The organism is Microbacterium sp. NPDC076768, from assembly GCF_040687205.1.
Taxonomy (GTDB): domain Bacteria; phylum Actinomycetota; class Actinomycetes; order Actinomycetales; family Microbacteriaceae; genus Microbacterium.
The window spans coordinates 193185-216771 of the sequence record NZ_JBFBMU010000002.1 but is presented as its reverse complement, the minus strand read 5'-3'; the positions used below and the strand labels follow the sequence as shown (position 1 = coordinate 216771).

Sequence of the window (23587 nt, the reverse complement as noted above, 5' to 3'; positions counted from 1 at the left end):
GTCACCGCCTTACGGGTGAAGTGCCGTCAGACTTACTCGCCGGCCTTAGTGATCTCGTAGTACAGCGGAACGGAGTTCCAGCCGAACGTTACGTTCTCGACGTCTTCACTGAAGCCACCGGTCACGTTCGAGTACCACAGCGGGATGGCGGGGAGGTCCTGAAGCAGAACCTCCTGAGCCTTGCTGAAGTCTTCGATCTGAGCGTCGGCGTCAGGGTTGCTGATGCCGGCCTTGATGAGGTCGTCAAACTCTGCGTTCGAGTAGTCACCATCGTTGGATCCTGCGCCAGTTGCGTAGAGCGGTCCGAGGAAGTTGTACAGACCCGGGTAGTCGGCCTGCCATCCCGAACGCGACGCGGTGGTGATCGTACGGTCGTTCACCTTGGTACGAAGGTCCTGGAACGTCGGGTACGGGTCACCGGACGCCTCGATGCCGAGCGTGTTCTTGATGCTGTTGCTGACTGCATCGACCCACGCGTTGTGGCCACCATCGGCGTTGTAAGCGATCTTGAAGTCGCCCTCCCACGGAGAGATAGCGTCGGCCTCAGCCCACAGCTCCACTGCCTTCTCCGGGTTGAACTCAAGAACCTCGCTGCCGGGAACCGAGTCAGACCAACCGGCGATAACCGGCGAAGTGAAGTCTGCTGCAGGGGTGCGCGAGCCCGAGAAGATCGTCTCGGTGATTTCTTCGCGGTTGATTGCCATCGACAGCGCCTGACGACGCAGCTGGCCCTCTTCACCGCTGAAGTGCGGGAGGTACTGGCCGATGGTGAACGACTGGAAGACGGCAGACGGCTGGTTGACCGCGCGGTCACCGAACTCGTCTTCGAAAACAGCGAGTGCGTTGGTCGGGATCGCGTCGATAACGTCAACCTCGTTCGACTGGAGGTCAGCGTATGCCGATTCCTGCGTCGCGTAGAACTTGATCGTCAGACCACCGTTGGCTGCCTGACGGCCACCTTCGTAGTCATCGTTGCGCACGAGGTCGATCTGCACATCGTGCTGCCATGCCTCTTCGCCGTCGATCATGTACGGACCGTTACCGATCGGGTACTGGCCGAAGGCATCCATGTCTTCGAACGCCACGTCGGGCAGCGGGTAGAACGCGGAATAGCCGAGACGCAGAGCGAAGTCGGAAGCCGGCTTGTTCAGCGCGATGGTGAATGTGTAGTCGTCCACCATCTCGAGACCGGTGAGCTCGGAGTCTTCCTCGTAGCTGAAGCCTTCGATGTCTTCGAAGAAGTAGCTCGAAAGGTGACCGTTCGAGGCCTTGGCGCCCTCGTTCCACGCGTTGATGAAGTTGTCTGCTGTGACCTCTTCGCCATCGGTGAAGGTCTGGCCTTCCTTGAGCTTCACGGTGAGGTTCTGCGGGTCCTCTGTCGTGATCTCTTCGGCCATGTCGTTGACCGGCGCGCCCTCGGCGTCGTAGTAGATCAGACCGGCGAAGATCTCATCGAGGATCTTGCCGCCACCAACCTCATTGGTGTTGGTGGGGATGAGCGGGTTTTCCGGCTCGGATCCGTTGGTCGTGATGATGGCATCTGCGTTAGCGTCGCCGCCACCGCTCGAGTTGTCGCCGCCGCCGCTCGCGCAGCCCGCGAGCGCCAGAGCGCCAATCGCGAACAACGCGGTGCCCGCAAGGGCGATTTTGTTGCGCTTCACTATGTGTCCTCCTGTGGACAATTGGGGTTCTGCGTGATCGCCATGGACCGCGCAGGGATATCTGAGCGTAACCCGCCCCCTGGTCACCACCCACCTCAGCTAACGAACTGTTACTGAGTGGTGACCATCCGTAACAACAGTGAAACACTCGGTGACGCAGTCGCAGCGCGACTCAGGCGAAAGCCTCAATCGGCGGGCAGGCGCACACCAGGTTGCGGTCGCCGTATGCCTGATCGATTCGCCGCACTGGTGGCCAGTACTTTCCCGTGATGAGCGCAGGTACCGGGTACGCCGCTTCTTCACGTGAGTATGCGTGGTCCCACTCCCCCGCGATCAACGCTGCCGCGGTATGCGGTGCACGCACGAGCGGATTATCTTCCGCAGGCCATCGTCCGGCGGCCACGGCATCTGCCTCGGCCTTGATCATGACCATTGCTTCGACGAAGCGATCAATCTCACCGAGGTCCTCCGACTCTGTCGGCTCGACCATCAGCGTGCCAGCGACGGGGAAAGACATCGTCGGCGCATGGAAGCCGTAGTCGATGAGGCGCTTGGCGACGTCATCTACTGTGATGCCAGTGGCCTCCTTCAGCGGGCGAAGGTCGACGATGCACTCATGTGCCACGCGGCCATTCTCCCCGGTGTACAACACGGGGAAGTGCGGGCGAAGCCGCTCGGCAATGTAGTTCGCCGACAGGACAGCGGCGGCGGTCGCTCGACGCAATCCATCTGCCCCCATCATGCGTACGTAGGCCCACGAGATCGGCAAGATTCCGGCAGACCCATACGGTGCAGCAGAGATCACGCCCCCCTTGAAGGTGTATCCACCAAAGTGCTCGGCACTCTGCGCCATGGGGTGCGAGGGCAGGAACTCAGCCAAGTGAGCCTTCGCCGCAACGGGACCGACGCCCGGACCACCGCCACCGTGCGGAATGGCGAAGGTTTTGTGCAGGTTCAGGTGCGAAACATCGCCGCCCAGGTCGCCGAACCGCGCGTAACCGAGGAGGGCGTTAAGGTTTGCCCCGTCGACGTACACCTGGCCGCCAGCGTCATGGACCGCGCCCGTGATTTCGACAACCTGTTCCTCATACACACCGTGCGTCGACGGGTAGGTGATCATCAGCGCAGCAAGATCGTCAGCGTGCTGCGCAATCTTCGCTCGGAGGTCACCCAGGTCGACGTTGCCGAGTTCATCTGTCGCCACCACAACGACCTTCATACCGGCAAGGACAGCGGATGCTGCGTTCGTGCCATGAGCAGATGACGGGATGAGGCACACCGTGCGATGCGCATCGCCGTTGGCGTGGTGGTACCCGCGGATCGCCAGGAGTCCGGCCAACTCACCCTGGGAGCCAGCGTTCGGTTGCAACGACACCGCGTCGTAACCGGTAACCTCTGCGAGCCACCCTTCGAGCTGTTCGATCAGGGCGAGGTACCCCTGCACATCAGAGGCAGGGGCGAACGGGTGGATACCGGCAAATTCCGGCCAGGTGATGGCTGCCATTTCTGTGGCCGCATTGAGCTTCATGGTGCAGGATCCCAGCGGAATCATGCCACGGTCCAACGCGTAGTCGCGGTCAGCCAGGCTCTTCAGGTACCGCATCATGGCGGTCTCTGACCTGTGTGAGTGGAACACTGGGTGCGTCAGATAGTCGTCTTGACGCAGCAATTCGTGCGGCAGAGCGTTGAACCCATCAGTGAAACCGAAGACACGCTCCTCTGCGCCACCGAAGACCATAGCCACCTGATGCAGCTCGGTCACTGTCGTCGTCTCATCGACCGAAACACCGATGGTGTCGCCGTCCACGACGCGCAGTAAAAGGCCGTGCGTCTCTCGGGCCGTGGCGGCGCACTCGGCAGCGCGGCCAGGGACCCGCACAGTGAGCGTGTCAAAGAAGGAGTCGTGCACGACCTCCGCGCCGGCCTCCGTGAGCCAGTTGCGAAGAAGCGTCGCCTTAGACGCGGCTTCCGACGCGATTGCGCGCAGCCCATCCGGGCCGTGATAGACCGCATACATCGAGGCCATCACGGCAAGCAAAACCTGCGCAGTGCAAATGTTCGACGTCGCCTTCTCCCGACGGATGTGCTGCTCGCGCGTCTGCAGCGAGAGGCGATAGGCGGGCTTACCTTCGGCATCCACTGACACCCCGACGAGCCGTCCGGGGAGCTGACGCTCCAACCCCGCACGCACAGCCATGTAACCGGCGTGCGGGCCGCCGAAGCCCATCGGCACTCCGAATCGCTGCGTGGTTCCGACCGCCACATCTGCCCCCAGAGAACCAGGCGACGCGATCATTGTCAGGGCGAGCAGATCCGCGGCGGCCACGGCGAGGCCACCAGCGGTGTGCACAGCATCAAAGACCGCAGACGGATCCCAGATCCTGCCTGACGCGCCTGGATACTGCACAAAGGCGCCGAAGAGTTCGGCAGGAAGTTCTTCTCCCGCAGCGAAGTCGACGGAAACAAGGGCGATCCCCAGTGCTTCGGCCCGCGTGGCGAGCATTGCTATGGTCTGCGGGAGCGCGTCTGCGTCGATCGCAAACACGTTTGATCCCGACTTCGATGCACGGCGCGCGAGCAGCATGCCTTCCACCACGGCGGTGGACTCATCGAGCATCGAAGCGTTGGCGGTGGTCAACCCGGTGAGCTCAGCCACCATCGTCTGGAAGTTGATGAGAGCTTCCAGACGCCCCTGCGAGATCTCCGGCTGGTACGGCGTGTACGCGGTGTACCAGGACGGGTTTTCCAGCACATTGCGCTGAATCACCTGCGGAGTGATGGTGCCGTAGTAGCCCAGGCCGATCATCGGGCGGTTGACGATGTTGCGCGCAGCGAGCGCGCGCAGTTCGGCAAGCGCTTCGGTCTCACTCGCGGCAGCCGGAATGTGCGAAAGTGCATCGGCGCTTGCCTGCTGCGCCTCCGACTTCGCCGACGGCCCCGTGAAGATTGACGCCGGAACTGCTTGACGCATCAGCGTCTCGATAGCGGTTAGCGCCTCGGCAGGTTGCGTAGTGTCGAAGCCTAGAGCTTCCAGCATCGTGTGATGCGCAGCATCAGTGAGTCCAATGTGACGATCGGCGAAAGTGACCACAGGCGGATCAGCCCTCCGTGAGTGCGACGTAGGCGTCGCGGTCGAGCAATCCGTCCAAAGCACCATCGGCGACGGAGATTTTGAGCAGCCAGCCTTGGCCGAAAGGTTCGGCGTTAACGAGCGAGGGGTCGTCCACGGCTGCGTCATTGATCTCGACGACTGTTCCAGAGACCGGAGCGTAGAGTTCACCGACCGACTTGGTCGATTCGATCTCGCCGACGACGGCACCAGCGGCTACCTCGGTGCCCACGGCGGGGAGCTCAACGAACACCACATCGCCGAGCTTTTCTGCGGCGTAGTCGGTGATGCCCACCGTCACCGTCTCGGTTCCTGAGCCTGCAGATTCGGCTCCTGAGCCCGCAGATTCGGTTCCTGAGCCCGCAGATTCGGCTCCTGAGCCCGCAGATTCGGTTCCTGAGCCTGTCGAAGGATCGCCAGCGATCCACTCGTGCTCTTCGGTGTACTTGAGTGCAGCTAGATCGGTCATTTTGTCCTCCGGTAGAAAGGCAGGGGGGTCACGGTTGCGGGGATTTTGGTGCCCCGCACATCAAGGAATACTGCGGTTCCCGCCTCAGCGGAAGAGGGGTGCACGTAGGCCATGGCAATCGGATGGCCCAGGGTGGGGCTCAATGCGCCGCTGGTGATCTCGCCAAGTTCTGTGCCGTCTTCGGCGACCACCGCGTAGCCTGCTCGACCAGCGCGCTTGCCTTCGGCAACGAGGCCGACCAGCACCGGAGCGTCTGTCGAGGCGGGTGCGGCATTTTTGCCGACGAAGAGTTCTTTGTCTGCGGCCACGACGCGGCCGAGTCCAGCTTGCGATGGCTTCGTCTCGCGGCTGAGCTCGTGTCCGTAGAGGGGCATCCCTGCCTCGAGACGCAGGGTGTCGCGCGCGGCGAGGCCAGCGGGGACGAGGCCGTGGCTTTCCCCTGCCGCCGACACCGCATCCCACAGGGCGCATGCGTCTTCTGCACGCACGAGGAGCTCGAATCCGTCTTCACCTGTGTATCCGGTGCGGGCGATGAGAAGTGGTTCGCCGAGGAAGGCAGCGTCGGCCCACGCGTAGTACTTCTGATCTGCCCACGGCGCGCTGAGATCGGTGATCCCCTCGGTTGCGGCGACAATCGCGGCAGCGGTCGGTCCCTGCACTGCAAGGAGCGCGTACGAGTCGGATACGTCTTCGACATCGACGCCGCGATCGCCGAGGAATCCCGCGAAGCTGCGCTCCTCGCCTTCGGTTCTCGCCGGAAGCGTGCGCTCAAGGATCGAGGGAAATTCGCGCACCCTCGAAGCGAAGGCTCCATCGACAAAGCCTCTGTTGCCTGCGTTGGCAATCACCAGGTAGCGGTCCTCAGCGAGCCGGTAGACGATGACATCGTCGATGATTCCACCGTCGTCTGCCAGGACGAGCGAGTACTTCGCTTTGCCGACCGGCATCGAGGAAATGCGTCCAGCGAGCGCGAAGTCGAGGAAGTCGGCGGCATGCACTCCTGTGACCAGGAACTCAGCCATGTGCGAGATGTCGAAGAGACCGGCCGACTGGCGCACTGCGTGGTGCTCGGCCAGGTCGGAGGTATAGCGCACCGGCATCTGCCAGCCACCGAAGTCGGTGAACGTCGCGCCGAGTGCATCGTGGCGATCGCGTAGCGGGGTATAGCGAGTGTCGGACATGGAGTTCTCCCGGGCCTGGTCGGGTGGAACGGCGACGCCGCCGCTCCTTGGAACTCCCCCTCTGTCATAGGCCTGAGAGCTTCACCCTCGCGCACAGGCAGGGCTTTCACCGTCGGCGGACCCAGCGTGCTGCAGAGTCGCTTTTCAGAGTGGCCGGAACCGCGCGGTACGCGTACCTGAGAGATTGGCGGGGAGGCTTGCTCCTTCGGTGCCCGGCTGCGTTCGCCGGGGCTCTCCCGCGTGGTTCATTCGGCCTGTCTTCAGTTGTCCCGCCAGTCTAGCCCCTCCCCCTCCACCCCCCACCTGCCCACCTGCTCCCGTCGCACTTTCTGTCGCCTGAACGTGGGGTTTAGCGACAGAAAGTGCGACGGGAGCGAGATGAGGGGGGAGGTGGGGTGGGGTGGGGATGTGGGGAGGGGATGTGGGGAGGGGATGGGAGGTGGGGTGGGTGGGTGTCAGGCGGGGAGATTGAGCTCGGCGCGGACCTCGTCGCGGAGGCGGCCGAGGTTGTCGGGCTCTGGGGCTGCGCCGAGGAGGGTCTTGGTGTACTCGTGCTGGGGGTTGAGGATGACCTCGTCTGCCGGACCTCGCTCAACGACATCACCCTTGTAGAGCACCATGATCTCGTCGGAGAAATGCCGTGCCGTCGCCAGATCGTGCGTGATGTAAAGGACTCCGAGGTTCTCTTCCCGCTGCAGATCGGCGAGGAGGTTCAGCACCCCCAACCGGATCGACACGTCCAACATCGAAACCGGTTCGTCGGCGACAATGAAGCGCGCACCAGGGGCGAGTGCTCGTGCGATGGCGACGCGCTGCCGTTGTCCGCCGGAGAGCTCGTGCGGTCGCCGCTCGGCAAAGCTCTCCCCCGGCGTCAGGCGCACTCTCTCCAGCAGCTCCACCGCACGCTCTCGCACCTCTGCACGCGAGAGTTTTGGATGGTGCAACCGGATCGGGCGTTCCAGGTGATGCACGATCGTGTGAAACGGGTTGAGCGAGGCGAACGGATCTTGGAACACCATCTGCACGTCGGCCCGGTACCGCTCCAGCGCGCGACCACCGGATCCCGATGGTTTGCCGTCAAGCAGAATTTCTCCGGAAGTGGGAGTCTCCAACTTCATCAGCATCCGCGCGATCGTCGATTTGCCCGACCCGGATTCGCCTACCAGCGCGACAGTCTTTCCCGCTTCGATGGTGAACGACACATCTTTTACAGCGTGAAGGGCGCTCGTCTTGAACCCAGAACGCAGGTGAAAGTCCTTCACCAGGTTCCGTGCTTCTAGCCGCGCTGTCGGTGCATCCGACGCTGCGCCGGTTGAATTGTTCGCGCTCATCGCACGCCCTCCTGGCTCACACCGGTGCGAACGAAGTCTCCTCGGTCGCCCTTTAGCGACGGGAAGCTCGACAGCAACCGTTTGGTGTACTCGTGCTGCGGCGCTCGATAGATCTCTGCCGCCGTCCCCTGCTCGACGATCTGGCCCTGCAACATGATGGCGATGCGGTCGCTGATCTCGATGAGCATCGGCAGATCGTGGGTGATAAAGATGACCGCGAATCCGAGCTTCTCGCGCAGTCGCATGATTTCGCGGATGATTCCCCGCTGCACGACCACATCGAGGGCCGTCGTCGGCTCGTCCATAATCATCACCTGCGGGTCGAGGGCCAACGCCATCGCGATCATCATGCGCTGTCGCATCCCGCCGGAGAGCTCGTGGGGGAAGCTCGTGAGCCGATCGGGATCGACTCCGACCAGGGTGAGGAGTTCTTCTGCGCGCGCCGTCTTCGCCTTCTTCGACATACCAGGACGGTGTGTGTCGAAGATATCGAAGATCTGCGCTTTGACAGAGATCACAGGGTTCAGTGAGTTCATCGCCCCCTGGAACACCATCGAGATCTTGTCCCAGCGGAATGCCCGAAGTCCCTCGCCGTCGAGCCCGACGATGTCGATGTCGTGGCCGTCACGGTCGTGGAAGACAATCTCTCCCGCTGTCATCAGTGCTGGTGCCTTCAGGAGGCGGTTCATGCCGTAGGCGAGGGTCGTTTTTCCGCATCCCGATTCGCCCGCAAGTCCCAAGATCTCACCGCGGTTCAGCGTCAGCGATACATCTCGCACAGCTTTAACCGGTGGGTCGACTTCATACTCGATCGAGACGTTTCTGGCGGTGAGTACTGGCTCACTCATGCGGTGACCCCCTTGGTCTTGGCGGCCTTGCGCACCCGACGGGCAGCGTCCGGCGCATTGCGCAGCTTGGGGTTGATGACCTCATCGATCGCGAAGTTGATGAGCGACAGCCCCGCACCGAGAACGGCGATCATCAGTCCCGGCGGCACGAACCACCACCATGCTCCGCGCCCCAGCGCTTGTCCTGACTGGGCATCGTTGAGGATCGAACCCCAGGTGATTGAAGAGTTCGGTCCGAGACCGAGATACGAGAGCCCTGCCTCACCGAGAATCGCGAAGATGATCGCGAACAGAAACTGTGCGGCAAGAAGAGGCAGCAGGTTCGGCATGATCTCGACGAGAATCACGCGGAACGAGCGCTCTCCCGCGACCTTCGCCGCATAGACGTAGTCGCGCGTTCGCAGCGACCGTGTCTGCAACCGCAGCACATAGGCTGCACCGGCCCAAGATGTAATGCCGAGCACGAACGCGACGAGTTGCCAGCTGCGCTGCGGCACGAACGAGGCAATCACCATAACCAGCGGCAGCCCTGGGATCACGATCATCACGTTGGTGAGAAGCGCGAGCCCGTCTTCACGCCAGCCGCCAAGGTAGCCGGCGAGTACACCGAAGACCAGCGACAGCACGATAGCGATGCTGCCCGCGGTGACACCGACCAACAGTGATCCCTGCGCACCGATAGCAAGTTGCGCGAACATGTCGTTGCCGAGCTTCGTGGTTCCGAGCCAGTGCTCCGGCGACGGCGGTTGCAGTGCAGGATTGGCCGTACTTCGAGGGTCCTGCGAGAAGATCGGAGCGATCACCGCAAACAGCACGATGGAAAGCACCAGGATCGCGCCAACGATGAACTTCGGAGACGCACTGGGGAGCACCCGCCGTTTGCGCCCCTGCTGTGTGGCCATCGAGATGGTGCTGGCCGGAGCCGTGATCGGAGGTTCTTGAGTGGTGAGCGGGTTTTTCGTGTCAGACATTCTGGCGCGCCCTCGGGTCGATGAATCCGTAAACCAGGTCCATGAAGAAGTTGGCCGCGAGCACCGTAATCGTGATCACGAGGAACAACCCCTGCATGAGCGCATAGTCGTTGTTGGTGACGGCCTGGAACATCAGCTTTCCGATGCCGGGATAGGTGAACACCTGCTCCATCACAATCGATCCGGCGACGACGAACCCGAGGGTGATCGAGAAACCGGCAATCGAGGGGATGGCGGCATTTCTGGCAGCGTAGGTAGTCATCACTCGACGCGGGCGCAGCCCCTTGGCTTCGGCGGTGAGAACGTAATCTTCGGCCAGCGTGGAGACCATCATGTTGCGCATGCCGAACATCCAGCCGCCGACCGAACTGATCACGATCGTGATGGCGGGGAGAACGGCATGGGCCACTGCGTCGGTGAAGAATGCCCAGGTGGGTTCAGGCCCATCCGGAAAATCGAACACGTCGTAGCCACCGAAGATGGGAAACCACCCGAGCCCGACGGCGAAAACGGCGACCAGGATGAGTGCCATCCAGAAGTACGGAATGGATTGCAACACCGTCGTCGCGGGAATGAGGTGATCGACCCAGGTACCGCGCTTCCATCCGGCCCACGCCCCAAGCACAACGCCGAGAATGAACGAGATGACGGTCGCCGTGCCAACCAGAATGAGCGTCCACGGCAGCGCACCAGCGATGAGCTCCGTGACCGGAGTCGGGAACTTGGTCACCGAGATACCGAGGTCGCCCTGGAACATCCGGCCCCAGTACGCCAGGTACTGCTCCCAGAGCGATGAGTCATCGCCACCGAGCAACAGCTTGATGTTGCGAATGCTGTTCTCGGATACTTCCCCGCCAGCCCGCTGCATCTTGGCAATCATGATGTCTGCCGGATTGCCGGGCATGAGCCGGGGAAGAAGGAAGTTGATAGAGATCGCGGCCCAGAGCGTGAATGCGTAGAACCCGATTCTTCGTGCATAAAACTTCATGTCACTGTTTCCTGACTTCCTTCTTCCCCGTCTCCTTTTGTTAGTTCGCCGGCTGCAGCTGCGTCAGGATGTGCCCTGCCGCGATCGCACCCCAAGACGGCGGGAAGGCGTAAAGCTCTTCCTCGGTCGGCCATCCGGTGAAGTCCTGGGTGTTGTAGAAGGTTTGCGTCGCATTGATGACGAGCGGGATGTAGGGCAGGTCACGCACGATCTCGGTCTGGATCGTTCCGTACAGCTCCTGCTTCTCGGCCTCATCGTTCGTGCTGACAGCAGCCTGGATGGCAGCGTCGACAGTCGGGTTGCTGTATCGGCTGAAGTTCCAACGTCCCGCAGGGACCTCTTCCCCGACGGGGCTGGTCGACTCGACCGTCGTACCACCGAACCAGTCGCGGTAAATCTGGAACGGGTCTGCAACGGAGGTGCCGATCACACCGCCGACGATGAGCTGGTAGCTCCCGCCCTGACGCGCGTCGGAGAACTCCTGCCACTGCACGGTGGAGGCTGTGATCTTGATGCCCGCAGCCTCGGCCTGCTCAGCGATCAGCTTGGCTGCATCGTTGTAGTCCGTCCATCCATCGACGGAGATCAGGCTGAGTTCCACCGGAACGCCATCCTTCTCGTAGACGCCGCTGGATCCCTTGGTGTAGCCAGCAGCCTCCAAGATCGAGCCTGCTTCAGCAGCATTCGCTTCCTGCGGGCTGACTTCGTTGGCGGCGTCGGCGACCCACTTCTCGTCGCGGGGCAGCAGAGCGAAGGTCGGGGAAATGTCGCCGGTGAGGCCGACGAATGCCTTGTCTTTGATGGTCGCCCGGTCGATCGCGACGTTGAGCGCCTGGCGCACGGCAACGTCGGTCTGCGGTCCTGTACAGCCAAGCTCGGCGTTCGAGCAGGTGTAGAGGACTGTCGGATCCTGAGGAGTGTTGATCCAGTCGATCTTGCCGTTGCCGGTGACATCGTCTGGGTTCGGGATGAACATGCCGGCCCAGTCCAGCTCACCCGCGGCCAGCAGGTCTTGCGCTGTCTGGTTGTTGTCGACCGCGATGTACTGAACCTTCTTGACGCCGAGGCTGTCGGCGTCTCGGAAGTTCTCGTTGGCGACGAGCATGTACGACTCGCTTGTGGTCTTGTCGACCACGTACGCGCCAGAGCCGACCGGCTCTTCGTTAGCGAAATTCGCGAAGTCAGACACATCGGCCCAGACGTGCTCCGGCAAGATGTAAGTGGAGCCGAGGCGCTGAAACTCGGTCGTGTACTGCGCTGAGGAGTACGTCAGCACAACAGTGGTGTCGTCGGTGGCTTCAGCGGAAACCAGACCGTTGCCCTCTGGGTTGTTGGCCTCGTAGCTGAAGGAGAAGGCGACGTCGTTGGCTGTGAGCGGCTCGCCATCGCTCCACTTGAGGTCGGGCTTGATGGCGATCGTGATCACCGTGCCGTCTTCGTTGTACTCGAAAGAGTCACCGATCAGGCCGACAGGATCGGAGTCCGCTGTCTTGTTGTAGAAGAACAGCGGCTCATAGATCGGCCCGAGCGCGCCGTGGAGCACGGTCGGAGCGAACGGGTTGTAGTTCGCGGTGATGGGTGTCTGGCTACCCGCCCACACACGAAGTGCCCTGTCGCTGTCTGCGTTGCCACTGTCGCTTCCGCCAGAGCCGCAGGCGGTGAGGCCCATGGCAAGGACGGAGACGCCTGCGACCGCGGTGAGCGCGATACGGCGCTTTCCTTTACGGATCATTTCTGTTGTTTCCTCTCGGTGCTGCACTGCAGGAGGGAGCGCTCCAGATGGAGCAGTACCCCGACGATGGGGTTTGTTAGGACAGTAACCTAACAAATTACTTTTTGTCGAACAAGCCTCTTCGGGCTCCCTCGATAACGTTTCGGCCTCGACGCCCAAATCCGTCACACGTGCACACTAAGGGTGCAGATGACACTAAGATCGGTATCGGAAGTTAAGGTGCCAATGACTCAAAGTGAGCCCATCCGGGTGGCCGGTTCAACCGTGATCCTGACGCTGCGTCGCGGCAACGACGGGCGAGCGCTCTTGGCGCTTCCGCTCGTGCGACGAACTCGTGAGCCTTTTGCCGAACAGTGGGCGCTCCCGGGCGGATGGCTTACGCCGACGGAGTCTCCTGTTGACGCGGCGGCGCGCACACTTGCCGAAACGACGGGCCTTTCTCCCAGCTATCTCGAGCAGCTCTACGCTTTCGGCGCTGTCGACCGCTCCCCCACTCGCGTCGTGTCGATCGTGTACTGGGCTCTGCTGCGTCAAGACGATGTCACCGCGCAGAGCGACGCTCACCGCGCTTCAGGACTCGCCCCGGAAAACGTGCAGTGGTTTGACGTAGAGCAGCTCCCGACACTCGCCTTCGATCACTCGAAGATCGTCGAATACGCTCTCTGGCGTCTGCGCAACAAGGTCGGCTACAGCCGCGTTGCGCAGGGCTTCTTGCCCGAGGAGTTCACGCTCGCAGAGTTGCGCGAGGCCTACGAAGCGATCCTCGGCAAACACCTCGACCCTGCCAATTTCCGACGCCAGGTTGAGGCGGCAGGAAATCTCGTCCCCACCGACCGTTTCCGCACCGGAAGCCACCGCCCTGCACGTCTGTACCGCGACAACACCGACATTGAGCTGGCTGATCGCGGGCCGCTCAGTCCCGAAGAAACGAGTACCCGATGACTCTTCGTCCCTCCGAGAGCTTTCTGCCCGAACTGAAGCTGCGCGCAGACCCGTCGGTCGATCATGCGATCCAATCGATCGTCAACGGATCATCCACCGACGCCACCTGCACCACCGACCTCGCTGCGGGCCCCTGGGACTTCGACGCGCGACCGGGATACGGTCCAGGTTCTTCGATGGGCGACGTGATCCCAACCGCGGCACCGCGCCAAGGAGAACTGCCTTCCGAGTATCGAGAGGCGAGCGAAGAAGACCTCGATCAGCGCATCCGGGCAGCGAAAGCCACCCTCGGTGACCGCGTAGTGATCCTCGGTCACTTCTATCAGCGCGAAGAAGTCGTGCAGCATGCCGACTACGTCGGCGACTCGTTTCAACTCGCTACAGCTGCCAAGGGGAAGGTAGAGGCGGAGGCGATTGTGTTCTGCGGGGTGCATTTCATGGCCGAGACCGCCGATCTGCTCTCCCAACCAGAGCAGGCAGTGATCCTTCCGAACCTCGCTGCTGGGTGCTCAATGGCCGATATGGCCGACATCGACCAGGTGGAAGAGTGCTGGGAGCAGCTTGAAGACGTTCTTGGCGATCTCGACACCGCAGATGCGGATGGCAGGGTGCCGGTGATTCCGGTGACGTACATGAACTCCTCTGCCGCGATCAAAGGCTTCGTCGGTCGGCACGGCGGGATCGTTTGCACCTCATCGAACGCGCAGACGGTGCTGGAATGGGCCTTCGCACGCGGACAGCGCGTGCTGTTCTTTCCCGACCAGCACCTCGGCCGCAACACCGCCAAAGCAATGGGCGTGCCGCTGGATCAGATGCCGATGTGGAACCCGCGGCGAGCGCTCGGCGGATCGTCCGCCGATGAACTCATCGCCTCACGCGTCATCCTGTGGCACGGTTTCTGTTCTGTGCACCGTCGCTTTACCGTCGATCAGATCGCGCAGGCGCGGGTTGAGCACCCCGATGTGCGGGTGATCGTGCACCCCGAATGTCCGATGGAGGTCGTTGACGCCGCAGATGAGGCGGGTTCGACGGAGTACATCCGACGGGCGATCGATGAGGCGACGAGGCCCACGACTTTCGCGATCGGAACAGAGATCAACCTCGTGCGCCGGCTTGCCGCTCAGTACCCACAGCATGAGATTTTCTGCCTCGATCCTGTGGTGTGTCCGTGCTCGACGATGTATCGCATTCATCCCGGATACCTCGCCTGGGTGCTGGAGGAGTTGGTGGCTGGCCGTATTCAGAACCAGATCACGGTCGCCGCCAGCGTTGCAGACCCGGCAAGAGTCGCGTTGGAGAGAATGCTCGCGGCCAAGCCCCCGGTGGCTGCCGGAGCGCGATGAACGTCATCGTCGTCGGATCCGGCATCGCGGGGCTGACTGCGGCGCTTCATGCTCATGAAGGTGGTCATGAAGTAACGCTGGTGACCAAAGGCGCGCTCGGCGATGGGTGCACGGCGCTCGCTCAGGGCGGGGTTGCTGGGGTCTACGGGCCAGATGACTCGGCCGCGGTTCATGCTGCCGACACGATGACCGCCGGGGCGGGACTCTCCGACGCGGATGCGGTGGGAGTTCTGGTCGAAGACGGTGCCGCGCGGATTGCGGAGCTCATCGCGCGTGGCGTCGCCTTTGACACGGCACCCGATGGCGCTCTGCAGTTGGGACGCGAGGCAGCACACCGCTATGCGCGCATCGTGCATGCAGGCGGGGATGCGACGGGCGCTGTGATCTCTCGCGCGCTGATCGCGACTGCGGGTCGAACCGCGATCACCGTCATCGAAAACGCATTCCTCACAGACCTAATCCAGACGCCTAGTGGTGGTGTGGGTGGCATCAAGATCTTGACCAACGGCGTGCGCTCGGAGTTGCACGCCGATGCCGTAATTCTTGCCACCGGTGGCGCAGGGCAGCTCTACGCTCATACGACTAATCCGACAGGGGCCACCGGCGACGGTATCGCCGCCGCTCTGCGTGCAGGGGCCGCGATCGCTGACCTGGAGTTCGTACAGTTTCATCCGACGGTCTTGGCCACTGGCGATGCCGCCTTCCTCATCTCCGAAGCCGTGCGAGGAGAGGGTGCGATTCTGGTCGACAGCGACGGTAGAAGATTCGCCTTCGATAGCCATCCGGACGGCGAACTGGCACCACGCGATGTGGTGTCCAGAGCAATTGCGCGGTGCGCGGCAGTGCAGGGTGCCCCCGCGCGTTTGGATGCCAGCGCACTCGGTGCTGCGACACTCGCGCGGCGTTTTCCCACGATCGATCGTGTGACACGAGCGCACGGGTTCGACTGGGCGCGCGAGCCCATTCCGGTGACCCCGGCGGCGCACTACCTGATGGGCGGGGTGGTCACCGACCTCGACGGGCGGAGCACGGTACCTGGGCTCTTTGCCGTCGGCGAGGTTGCCAGAACCGGCGTGCACGGCGCGAATCGACTGGCGTCCAACTCTCTCCTAGAGGGCGCAGTTTTTGGTGCTCGCGCCGCCGCGAAACTGACGGAGCCTTGGCCGATAGCGACCGACGCGCCCACTGCTACGCGGCCGCACCACGCCACGGACATCAGCCCACCGAGCACGAATTACACGCGCAGGGCACTTCAGCAGCTGATGTGGGACAGCGTCGGGTTGCTCCGCACTCACGAAGGTCTGGGCGGAGCACTCTCGCACATTCGGACGTGGTCGAGATCCATGCCTACGCCGCGCACGATCACCGAATACGAAGACGCAAATCTGCTTCTGCTCGCGGAGGCCACCGCCGTGGCGGCAACCGACCGCGTCGTTTCGGTCGGGGCACACCACCGAAGCGATGGCACTTCTTGCCATCACGCCACGCCCCTCCGCCCCCGCTCATCGATTTTGGAGTCTGTCTGATGCTCACTCGCGCCATTGTGAACCGTGTTGTCAGCGCGGCGTTAGAAGAGGATGCCCCCTGGGGTGATCTCACCAGTACGACGCTGCTGCCGGAGGATGCCACCGCCACAGCCGACCTCGTCGCCCGCGAGCCCGGAGTTTTCAGTGGTGGAGAAGTGTTCTCTGCCGCGTTTTCTTTGACCGATCCGGACGTGGCGGTCGACCTGCATGTCGGCGACGGCGATGAGTTCACCTCGGGGGACGTTCTCGCCTCCGTCACCGGATCTGCGCGCAGCATCCTCACTGCGGAACGGGTCGCTCTCAATTTCACCCAACGAATGAGCGGCATCGCCACCCTCACAGCGGCATACGTCGCCGCCATTGACGGAACGCGTGCGCGCATTGCCGACACGCGCAAGACGACCCCCGGCCTGCGAGCTTTTGAGCGGCACGCCGTGGACTCTGGCGGCGGTCGAAACCACCGGTACTCGCTGTCCGATGCAGTGATGGCGAAAGACAACCACCTCGCCGTGCTCACACGCTCGGGAGTCGACCTTGCCACGGCGTTGCGCGACGCACTCTCGCGCCTCCCCCACACGACTCACGTGGTCGTCGAAGTCGATAACCTCGACCAACTGGCTGCGGTCTTGGATGGCGGCGCGCACACGGTATTGCTCGACAACTTCTCTCTTCCTGATCTGCGGGCAGGCGTTGCCATGATCGACGGTAGAGCGACTGTTGAAGCCTCTGGCGGAGTGACACTTGAGACCGTGGGCGAGATCGCCAGGACCGGCGTCGATGTGATTTCCGTGGGAGCACTCACCCACTCCGCACGCGCTCTCGACCTCGGTCTTGACCTGCGAATCGACTGACCCAGTGCTCTACCTCGATCATGCCGCGACTTCTCCTGTGCGCCCTGAGGTGCTCGAAGCCATGCGTCCGTATCTGACAGGTGTGTTTGGCAACCCCTCAAGTCACCACACGGCGGGTGAGGCGGCGGCGAGCGCTCTCGAAGATGCCCGTGCGCGCGTGGCGCGCGTGCTGGGCATGCGCACAGGCGATGTGGTGTTCACCGCCGGGGGCACCGAGGCAAACAATCTCGCGGTGAAGGGCATTGTGCTGGCCGCGCTCGCGTCGGGTCGCCGTCACCTCGTAACCGCGCCCATTGAGCATGAATCGATCTTGGAGTCTGCCGACTATCTGCGACGCTTTCATAGCGTGGAGGTGACGATGGTGCCCGTCGACCGCGATGGGCGGATCACCGCAGACGCGGTCGCCGCAGCGCTCAGGGCAGACACCGCGCTTGTTTCTATCGGTCAGGCGAACAACGAGATCGGCACGATTCAAGACACCAACGCGGTGGCCGCCGTGACGAGAGCGGCCGGAGTGCCGCTGCATCTCGATGCGGTGCAGTCCGCTGGATGGCTTCCGCTTGGCGCCCTTGGTGCCGAGGCCGTATCGATCGCGGGACACAAGCTCGGCACTCCCAAGGGAATCGGCGCCCTTGCTGTGCGCGGGCGCGTACCGCTTGAACCTCTGGTGCACGGCGGTGGGCAGGAGCGAGGGCGCCGATCCGGCACCGAGAATGTCGCAGGAGCGGTGGCGCTTGCTGTTGCCCTAGAAATCACAGAACGAGAACGAGAGTCGGCGAGCGCTCGGGTCGGCGCTGCCACGGCAGAGTTCATCTCGCTGGTACTCGGTGGCGTTCCGGAGGCGGCGCTCACCGGAGACCCATTGCAGCGCCTCCCCGGCACAGCAAGCTTCATTTTCGTCGGGATCAGTGGAGAAGCTGTACTGCTGGAGCTGGAACGCCGGGGCGTCATTTCGTCGAGCGGGTCGGCGTGTGCTGCCGGGAGCGATGAGCCATCGCACGTTCTTCTCGCGTGCGGGTTGCCAGCGGAGATGGCCCAGACGTCGGTGCGGTTCTCGTTCGGACGAGAACCGTTGCCCGACGACGCGCCCGCACGGCTGGCAGCGATCGTCATCGAGTCCGTGCGCGCGGCGCGGGGCTGATCCGCCGCCATAGACTCAGCAGGTGACTGCTGCCAGCCCGATCGTGACACTCATCGTCCCCGGCCGGGACATCGCCGCGTTTGCGCCCGCCGCCCTCGACTCGTTGCGTGCGCAGACAGACTCGCGGTGGCGCGCCATCTTGATCGACGATGGATCTACCGACGACACCGGAGCGATCTTCGATGCGGCGGCGGCAGATGACCCGCGGTTTACGACAATCCATCACGAAACCTCTTTCGGTCTCGGCGCTGCCCGCAACGTCGGGCTCACCCACGTCGACACTCGTTACTTAGGTTTTCTCGATGGTGACGACACCCTTCGCCCGGAGGCTCTTGCGCGGTTGATCGACACACTCGACAACACCGGCAGTGATTTTGTTGCCGGTGCCTACGTGCGTTCGCGGCCGCAGGGCGGCGGCTATGTCGCGGGGCGCGTGCAGCCGTGGGTCGCGGCAGCGACCGCCCCGGAGCGGCTCGGCACCACTCTGGCCGCGCACCCGCACGCGGCATCGAACATCGTCGCCTGGTCAAAGGTGAGCCAGACCGATTTTTGGAAAGACCTGCGCTTTCCCGAGGGTGTCGCATACGAAGACCAAGTGGTCGCTCAGCTGATGTACACCAGAGCACGCGCGTTCGACGTGATCCCGGATGTTTTCGTGCACTGGCGGCTCCGCGCTGATGGCACGTCGATCACACAGGCCAAAGCCCAGCTACCGGTGCTGCGGGACTACCTCTCCGCACTTCGCGGGGGTATCCGGGTGCTGCGAGAAGCAGGTGCCCGAGAATCCGTCACCGCACGGCTTAACCTCATTCTGGCGATGGACGTCGTAACCCTTCTCGACATCGCCCAGACTCATACAGACCCGGCCTACGCGGGCGAAGTTGGTGCATTCATCGCGGAGGTGCAGGCACTTCCCGAGTTCGCAGATGCCCAGCCAGACCCCACTATCGCCGACGCACTCGCGTGGTAACCGCTGAACGACGGGAATGATCGTATGAACGACTACCTCGCCTCTCTCTTCGCGCTCACTGGCCGCACCGCGGTCGTGACGGGTGGCAGTTCCGGCATCGGACGAGGGATCGCCACGGCGCTCGCCCGCGCCGGAGCAGCAACCGTCGTCGTTGCTCGCGGTGAAGAACGCATCAATGACACGGTCACCGAGTTGCGCGCGGCGGGGTGCCTGGCCACCGGAATTGTGGGTGACCTCAGCACGCGCGCAGGTATTCATGCCGTGGCGGAGGCTGCGGCTGAACCATTCGGAGAACCAGACATCCTTGTGAACTCGGCAGGCGTCAACATTCGCCCACCGTTCGCTCACATCACCGAAAACGACTGGGACGCGACGATGACGGTCAACGCACTCGCTCCGTTTCTGCTCGGCCAGCGCTATGCGAAGGGCATGGCCGATCGTGGCTTTGGCAGGCTCATTCACATCAGCTCTCAGCAAGCGCATCGCGCATTTGTGGGAAGTGGGGTTTACGGGGCTTCTAAGGGTGCGGTGGAGTCACTGATGCGCTCGGAAGCGGAAGCGTGGGGAGGCACAGGAGTCACGAGCAACTCGCTGGTGCCAGGGTTTGTCCTCACGCCTCTGAATGCTCGTCTGCATGAAGACCCCGACAAGGTCGCCGAACTTGCTGCCCGCACGATGATCGGTCGAAACGGGTTGCCGAGCGACTTCGCCGCCGCTGCCGTTTTCCTCGCTGGCTCAGGCAGGAGCTACGTGACTGGCCAGTCGCTATTCGTCGATGGCGGCTTGTCGGTGCACTGAAATAGCTTGGATCTCAGCCTCGAGCTCGGCCTCGGTGTCGAGCACGCGTGAAGCCGCTACCTGCTCGGCGGCGAGCTCGGCGTAGAGACCTCCCAGGGCGAGAAGCTCAGCATGTGTTCCTGACTCGACGATCCTTCCGGCTTCGAGCACATGGATCACGTCCGCTCCCATCACCGTCGAGAGCCGGTGCGCGACAGACAGGGTTGTTCTTCCCTTTGCCGCTTCATCGAGCGCTTCTTGCACCACGCGCTCCGACACCGTGTCGAGGGCGGAGGTGGCTTCATCAAGCAACAAGACCGGCGGGTCTTTCAGGAGCACGCGGGCGATGGCGATCCGTTGCTTCTCGCCGCCAGAGAGTCGGTACCCTCGCTCGCCTACGACCGTGTCGTATCCCTGCTCGAACCCCGCGATGATGTGATGAATATTGGCGGCGGTGCACGCCGCAACCAACTCAGCATCTGTCGCGTCTGGCTTCGCGTATCGAAGATTTTCCCGAATAGTCGCATGAAACAGATAGGTCTCTTGCGACACGATTCCCACATGGTCGATGATCGACTCCTGCGTCAAGGTGCGCACATCGGCGCCCGCAAACAGCACGGCTCCGCCCTTGGCCTCATACAGGCGAGGAGCGAGGTACAGGATCGTCGTCTTCCCTGCGCCCGAAGGCCCCACGAACGCCACGTGTTGGCCTGGCTCCGCCACGAACGACACACCGTCCAGAGTCGGCCGCACGTCAACAGACGCGTCCGGGTACCGGAAAACAACGTCGCTGAACTCCACACGACCCCGCGGCCCCGGCGCCTGGTCGACCGTGATCGCTGCGGGGGCGTCTTCAATCTCCGGCTTGAGGTCCATGTACTCAAAAATGCGCGCGAACAGAGCCGACGACGTCTGCAGGTCGAGGGAGACCCGCATCAGTCCCATCAGAGGCATCAGCAATCGCGCTTGCACAGTTGTGAAAGCGACGACTGTTCCGGCGGTGATCGCTCCGGTGCCCCCTGCGATGAGATAGCCGGAGACCAGATAGATCACCGCGGGCACGCTGGCCATCAATACCTGAACGACGGCGAAGAAGCCCTGACCGCTCATCGCCCTGCGCACCTGCAAGACGACCTGGTTACTGTTCTCTGCTTGATAGCGCTCCGACTCCGTGCGCTGGCGGTTAAACGCCTTTGAGAGCAGCATGCCTGAAACGCTCAGCGTCTCTTGCGTGATCGAGGTGAGCTCGGAAAGTGACTCCTGCGTCTCCCCTGCGATTCGTGCGCGCACTTGACCCACCTTGCGTTGCACGACAATCAGGAACGGCATCATGATCACCGCGATGATGGTGAGCCGCCAGTCGATCAGAATCATCGCGACGAGCGAGGCCACGACAGTAACGACGTTGCCCAAGATGCTGGTGACCGTGTTGGTCAGCACTCCAGAGACACCGCCGACGTCGTTCTGCAGTCGTGATTGGATCACCCCAGTCTTTGTGCGGGTGAAGAACCCCAGCTCCATGGCCTGCAAGTGCTCGAACAATCGCACACGCAGGTCACCGGTGACGCGGTTGCCGACGGTCGAGGTGAGCCAGGTTTGGGCGACGCCCAGCACAGCGGAGAGAAGAAATAGACCGACCATGGCGGCGACAAGCCAGCCAAGGAGGTCGAGTTGCGGGCCGCCTCCAGAGACGGGGAACAGCGCGTCATCAAAAATGCGCTGCACGATCAGGGGTGGAATCACGGCGATCGCGGCTCCGAACACCACAAGGATTCCCGTGAAGAGGATGCGTACCCGGTATGCGCGAAACAGCGAGATCACACGCGCGCCGAGACCGCTGATTCTGGGCGCTTCGGCGTTCAGCTTGCGCTGCGCGCTCTCATCGACACCGCGAAAACCACCCCGGTGTCCACCACCCATGCCACCCATGCTCATGGCGCCAGCGTACCGACCCCCAGGGACACCAGGGCTCGTCTGCGCCGTGAGCGGACAGAGCAGAGAACCGAGCTAAATGTCAGCGGATGGCGCTACGCTAAATCCTTCTTGCGAACTCTCGCGATCCTCACTTTTTCTTCGCCCTGGAGGCGCCCATGTCTGCCGTCGAAACCGGTTCCGTCCCGACGAGCCCTGCGCCGGCGGGGGGCGAAGTCTCTCGCAAAGACATGCGAGTAATCTGGCTGCTCCTCATTGCCGCCTTCGTCGCCATTCTCAACGAAACCACCATGGGAATCGCGATTCCCAGCTTGAATACGGATCTCGGTATTCCGCCGGAGCTCGGCCAATGGCTCACCAGCGCTTTCATGCTGACGATGGCCGTGGTGATTCCGACGACCGGGTTTATCCTGCAGCGTTTCACCACCCGCCAGGTGTTCCTCGCTGCCATGTCGGCGTTCTCGTTCGGCACTTTTGTTGCGATGTTCGCTCCCAGCTTCGAAATGCTGTTGCTCGGTCGCGTCATTCAGGCGGCAGGCACTGGCATCATGTTGCCGTTGCTGATGACGACGATCATGAACGTCGTGCCTCCGCAGTCGCGCGGCCGCATGATGGGCCGCGTAGGTCTTGTGATCTCGTTGGCGCCCGCGATTGGTCCGACGCTTGCTGGTGCAGTGCTCGAAACGCTCAGCTGCGAGCCCTGTTCGCGATCGTTCTTCCGATTGCGCTGGTCTCCCTCGCCATGGGTGCCAAATGGATGACCAACTTGGGTGAGACGCGTGCCGTTCCGCTGGATGTGCTTTCAATTCCGCTCGCGGCTGTCGGCTTTGGCGGCATCGTTTTCGGCCTCAGCCAGTTCGGAGGCGAAGGCGGATCCGGTGAAATCACCGGAATCGTCGCCCTGGCAGTGGGCGCAGTGGCTCTCGCGCTGTTCATCTGGCGTCAGCTCGCCCTGCAACAGGCCGACAGGGCGCTGCTCGATCTGCGCGTTTTCCGCTCACGCAACTTCACCTTCGCGGTGATCATCATGGGCATCCTGGCGTTGTCGATGTTTGGAACGCTGACGCTGCTGCCCCAGTACTTGCAAAACGTCGTGGGACTCAGCCCTGTGGAGGCGGGTCTGGTCCTGCTCCCCGGTTCGGTTCTCATGGGGCTGCTCGGCCCGATCATGGGTCGCGTCTACGATGCGCGCGGCACTCGGCCGTTGCTCATTCCTGGCACGATCATGGTCTCGACCGCGTTGTTCTTCTACTCCACCGTGGGCGAATTCACCCCGGCATGGGTACTGGTTATCGCACAGGCAGTGATGTCTGTGGGCTTGGCGATGTCGTTCACCCCGCTCTTTTCTGCCTCACTTGGCTCACTCCCCCGGTGGCTGTACTCGCACGGTTCCGCGGTGCTCAACACGCTTCAACAGGTCGGTGGAGCGACAGGTGTCGCCCTTCTCACCGTCACGTATGCAGGCATCCTGCACGCAGGTGAAAACGAGGGTCTTTCACAGGCCGCTGCCGGCGCACCTGGCGCTCGGACGGCGTTCCTGATCGCAGCGATCATCTCGCTCTCGGCTGTTGCCCTCAGTCCGTTCGTGCGTAAGCCCGCAGATGACGCAGGCGAAGGGCAACGCGACAGCGCTTAGTCGTCTTTCGCGGCGGGGAGCTTGCACACTCCGTCGCTGCAGTATCCGGCTTGCTCGGCCTCCGGCAGATCGAGAGATTTGAGAAGCGGCTGCAACCCGGTGGGGGCGTCCTGCTGCGCAGATTCCTCGGACACGTTCTTCATCCCTCGATGCTACGCCCGTCACACGCTTGTGGCTCC

18 protein-coding genes, 1 pseudogene and 1 riboswitch are annotated in these 23587 nt (G+C 62.7%); of the genes and pseudogenes, 8 read left to right on the top strand and 11 right to left on the bottom strand.

Annotated elements, in window-relative coordinates:
• Positions 1 to 32: 32 nt before the first annotated feature.
• The 9 genes from AB0O87_RS07440 to AB0O87_RS07400 form a co-directional block, all read right to left on the bottom strand.
• Positions 33 to 1661: an ABC transporter substrate-binding protein gene (locus tag AB0O87_RS07440; RefSeq protein WP_363513523.1), complete on the bottom strand. Its 1629-nt coding sequence runs from the start codon at positions 1659 to 1661 to the stop codon at positions 33 to 35.
• A 172-nt stretch (positions 1662 to 1833) separates the two neighbouring features.
• The gene (gene gcvP, locus AB0O87_RS07435) at positions 1834 to 4818 is read right to left on the bottom strand and encodes an aminomethyl-transferring glycine dehydrogenase (RefSeq protein ID WP_363513520.1); all 2985 of its coding nucleotides are present in this window, start codon (positions 4816 to 4818) and stop codon (positions 1834 to 1836) included.
• Positions 4760 to 5239, bottom strand: a complete 480-nt coding sequence (gene gcvH / locus AB0O87_RS07430; RefSeq protein WP_363513517.1) for a glycine cleavage system protein GcvH — start codon at positions 5237 to 5239, stop codon at positions 4760 to 4762. The genes gcvP and gcvH overlap by 59 nt, the downstream gene beginning before the upstream one ends.
• Positions 5236 to 6420, bottom strand: a complete 1185-nt coding sequence (locus tag AB0O87_RS07425) for a glycine cleavage system aminomethyltransferase GcvT (protein ID WP_363513514.1) — start codon at positions 6418 to 6420, stop codon at positions 5236 to 5238. The genes gcvH and AB0O87_RS07425 overlap by 4 nt, the downstream gene beginning before the upstream one ends.
• Before the next feature lie 154 nt (positions 6421 to 6574).
• A riboswitch (glycine riboswitch) is annotated at positions 6575 to 6669 on the bottom strand.
• A 206-nt stretch (positions 6670 to 6875) separates the two neighbouring features.
• On the bottom strand, positions 6876 to 7751 hold the full coding sequence (locus AB0O87_RS07420) for an ATP-binding cassette domain-containing protein (RefSeq protein ID WP_363513511.1): 876 nt from the start codon (positions 7749 to 7751) through the stop codon (positions 6876 to 6878).
• The gene (locus tag AB0O87_RS07415) at positions 7748 to 8599 is read right to left on the bottom strand and encodes an ABC transporter ATP-binding protein (RefSeq protein WP_363513508.1); all 852 of its coding nucleotides are present in this window, start codon (positions 8597 to 8599) and stop codon (positions 7748 to 7750) included. Before AB0O87_RS07415 ends, AB0O87_RS07420 begins: the two co-directional genes overlap by 4 nt.
• Positions 8596 to 9570: an ABC transporter permease gene (locus tag AB0O87_RS07410; RefSeq protein WP_363513505.1), complete on the bottom strand. Its 975-nt coding sequence runs from the start codon at positions 9568 to 9570 to the stop codon at positions 8596 to 8598. The genes AB0O87_RS07415 and AB0O87_RS07410 overlap by 4 nt, the downstream gene beginning before the upstream one ends.
• Positions 9563 to 10558 carry an ABC transporter permease gene (locus AB0O87_RS07405; protein ID WP_363513502.1) on the bottom strand — a complete coding sequence of 332 codons (996 nt, stop codon included), beginning with the start codon at positions 10556 to 10558 and terminating at the stop codon, positions 9563 to 9565. Before AB0O87_RS07405 ends, AB0O87_RS07410 begins: the two co-directional genes overlap by 8 nt.
• Before the next feature lie 40 nt (positions 10559 to 10598).
• Positions 10599 to 12290, bottom strand: a complete 1692-nt coding sequence (locus tag AB0O87_RS07400) for an ABC transporter substrate-binding protein (protein WP_363513499.1) — start codon at positions 12288 to 12290, stop codon at positions 10599 to 10601.
• 225 nt (positions 12291 to 12515) lie between these two features.
• Here AB0O87_RS07400 and AB0O87_RS07395 point away from each other — a divergent pair, with 225 nt between their 5' ends.
• The 7 genes from AB0O87_RS07395 to AB0O87_RS07365 are packed head-to-tail and all read left to right on the top strand — an operon-like array spanning position 12516 to position 19861.
• A complete protein-coding gene (locus AB0O87_RS07395) occupies positions 12516 to 13232 on the top strand; it encodes an NUDIX domain-containing protein (protein ID WP_363513496.1) in 717 nt (238 codons plus the stop codon).
• On the top strand, positions 13229 to 14575 hold the full coding sequence (gene nadA, locus AB0O87_RS07390) for a quinolinate synthase NadA (RefSeq protein ID WP_363513493.1): 1347 nt from the start codon (positions 13229 to 13231) through the stop codon (positions 14573 to 14575). Before AB0O87_RS07395 ends, nadA begins: the two co-directional genes overlap by 4 nt.
• The gene (gene nadB / locus AB0O87_RS07385) at positions 14572 to 16101 is read left to right on the top strand and encodes an L-aspartate oxidase (protein ID WP_363513490.1); all 1530 of its coding nucleotides are present in this window, start codon (positions 14572 to 14574) and stop codon (positions 16099 to 16101) included. The genes nadA and nadB overlap by 4 nt, the downstream gene beginning before the upstream one ends.
• Positions 16101 to 16952, top strand: coding sequence for a carboxylating nicotinate-nucleotide diphosphorylase (gene nadC / locus AB0O87_RS07380; RefSeq protein WP_363513487.1), 852 nt, complete (start codon positions 16101 to 16103; stop codon positions 16950 to 16952). The genes nadB and nadC overlap by 1 nt, the downstream gene beginning before the upstream one ends.
• A 4-nt stretch (positions 16953 to 16956) precedes the next feature.
• Positions 16957 to 18093 (top strand): cysteine desulfurase family protein, encoded by a 1137-nt coding sequence (locus AB0O87_RS07375; RefSeq protein ID WP_363513484.1) that lies wholly within the window; start codon positions 16957 to 16959, stop codon positions 18091 to 18093.
• A 22-nt stretch (positions 18094 to 18115) separates the two neighbouring features.
• On the top strand, positions 18116 to 19063 hold the full coding sequence (locus AB0O87_RS07370; protein ID WP_363513481.1) for a glycosyltransferase family 2 protein: 948 nt from the start codon (positions 18116 to 18118) through the stop codon (positions 19061 to 19063).
• Between the two features lie 24 nt (positions 19064 to 19087).
• Positions 19088 to 19861, top strand: coding sequence for an SDR family oxidoreductase (locus AB0O87_RS07365; RefSeq protein WP_363513478.1), 774 nt, complete (start codon positions 19088 to 19090; stop codon positions 19859 to 19861).
• On the opposite strand, the gene AB0O87_RS07360 is transcribed toward AB0O87_RS07365, so the two are convergent.
• Positions 19829 to 21769, bottom strand: a complete 1941-nt coding sequence (locus tag AB0O87_RS07360; RefSeq protein ID WP_363516138.1) for an ABC transporter ATP-binding protein — start codon at positions 21767 to 21769, stop codon at positions 19829 to 19831. The two genes, AB0O87_RS07365 and AB0O87_RS07360, sit on opposite strands and share 33 nt — an antisense overlap.
• A 161-nt stretch (positions 21770 to 21930) precedes the next feature.
• Between AB0O87_RS07360 and AB0O87_RS07355 the strand changes: the two are divergent.
• Positions 21931 to 23408 (top strand): annotated as a pseudogene (locus tag AB0O87_RS07355) (MDR family MFS transporter).
• Here AB0O87_RS07355 and AB0O87_RS07350 read toward each other — a convergent pair.
• The gene (locus tag AB0O87_RS07350; protein WP_363513475.1) at positions 23405 to 23551 is read right to left on the bottom strand and encodes a hypothetical protein; all 147 of its coding nucleotides are present in this window, start codon (positions 23549 to 23551) and stop codon (positions 23405 to 23407) included. The pseudogene AB0O87_RS07355 and the gene AB0O87_RS07350 overlap by 4 nt on opposite strands.
• Positions 23552 to 23587: the final 36 nt, after the last annotated feature.

Coding starts and splice junctions, on each gene's coding strand:
- AB0O87_RS07350 (WP_363513475.1), bottom strand. CDS start 23,551: ATGAAGAACGTGTCCGAGGAATCTGCGCAGCAGGACGCCCCCACCGGG.
- AB0O87_RS07360 (WP_363516138.1), bottom strand. CDS start 21,769: ATGGGTGGCATGGGTGGTGGACACCGGGGTGGTTTTCGCGGTGTCGAT.
- AB0O87_RS07415 (WP_363513508.1), bottom strand. CDS start 8,599: ATGAGTGAGCCAGTACTCACCGCCAGAAACGTCTCGATCGAGTATGAA.
- gcvP (WP_363513520.1), bottom strand. CDS start 4,818: ATGGTGCTTTGGACGGATTGCTCGACCGCGACGCCTACGTCGCACTCA.
- AB0O87_RS07410 (WP_363513505.1), bottom strand. CDS start 9,570: ATGTCTGACACGAAAAACCCGCTCACCACTCAAGAACCTCCGATCACG.
- nadB (WP_363513490.1), top strand. CDS start 14,572: ATGAACGTCATCGTCGTCGGATCCGGCATCGCGGGGCTGACTGCGGCG.
- AB0O87_RS07365 (WP_363513478.1), top strand. CDS start 19,088: ATGAACGACTACCTCGCCTCTCTCTTCGCGCTCACTGGCCGCACCGCG.
- AB0O87_RS07400 (WP_363513499.1), bottom strand. CDS start 12,290: ATGATCCGTAAAGGAAAGCGCCGTATCGCGCTCACCGCGGTCGCAGGC.
- AB0O87_RS07405 (WP_363513502.1), bottom strand. CDS start 10,558: ATGAAGTTTTATGCACGAAGAATCGGGTTCTACGCATTCACGCTCTGG.
- AB0O87_RS07420 (WP_363513511.1), bottom strand. CDS start 7,751: ATGAGCGCGAACAATTCAACCGGCGCAGCGTCGGATGCACCGACAGCG.
- gcvH (WP_363513517.1), bottom strand. CDS start 5,239: ATGACCGATCTAGCTGCACTCAAGTACACCGAAGAGCACGAGTGGATC.
- AB0O87_RS07395 (WP_363513496.1), top strand. CDS start 12,516: ATGACTCAAAGTGAGCCCATCCGGGTGGCCGGTTCAACCGTGATCCTG.
- nadC (WP_363513487.1), top strand. CDS start 16,101: ATGCTCACTCGCGCCATTGTGAACCGTGTTGTCAGCGCGGCGTTAGAA.
- nadA (WP_363513493.1), top strand. CDS start 13,229: ATGACTCTTCGTCCCTCCGAGAGCTTTCTGCCCGAACTGAAGCTGCGC.
- AB0O87_RS07425 (WP_363513514.1), bottom strand. CDS start 6,420: ATGTCCGACACTCGCTATACCCCGCTACGCGATCGCCACGATGCACTC.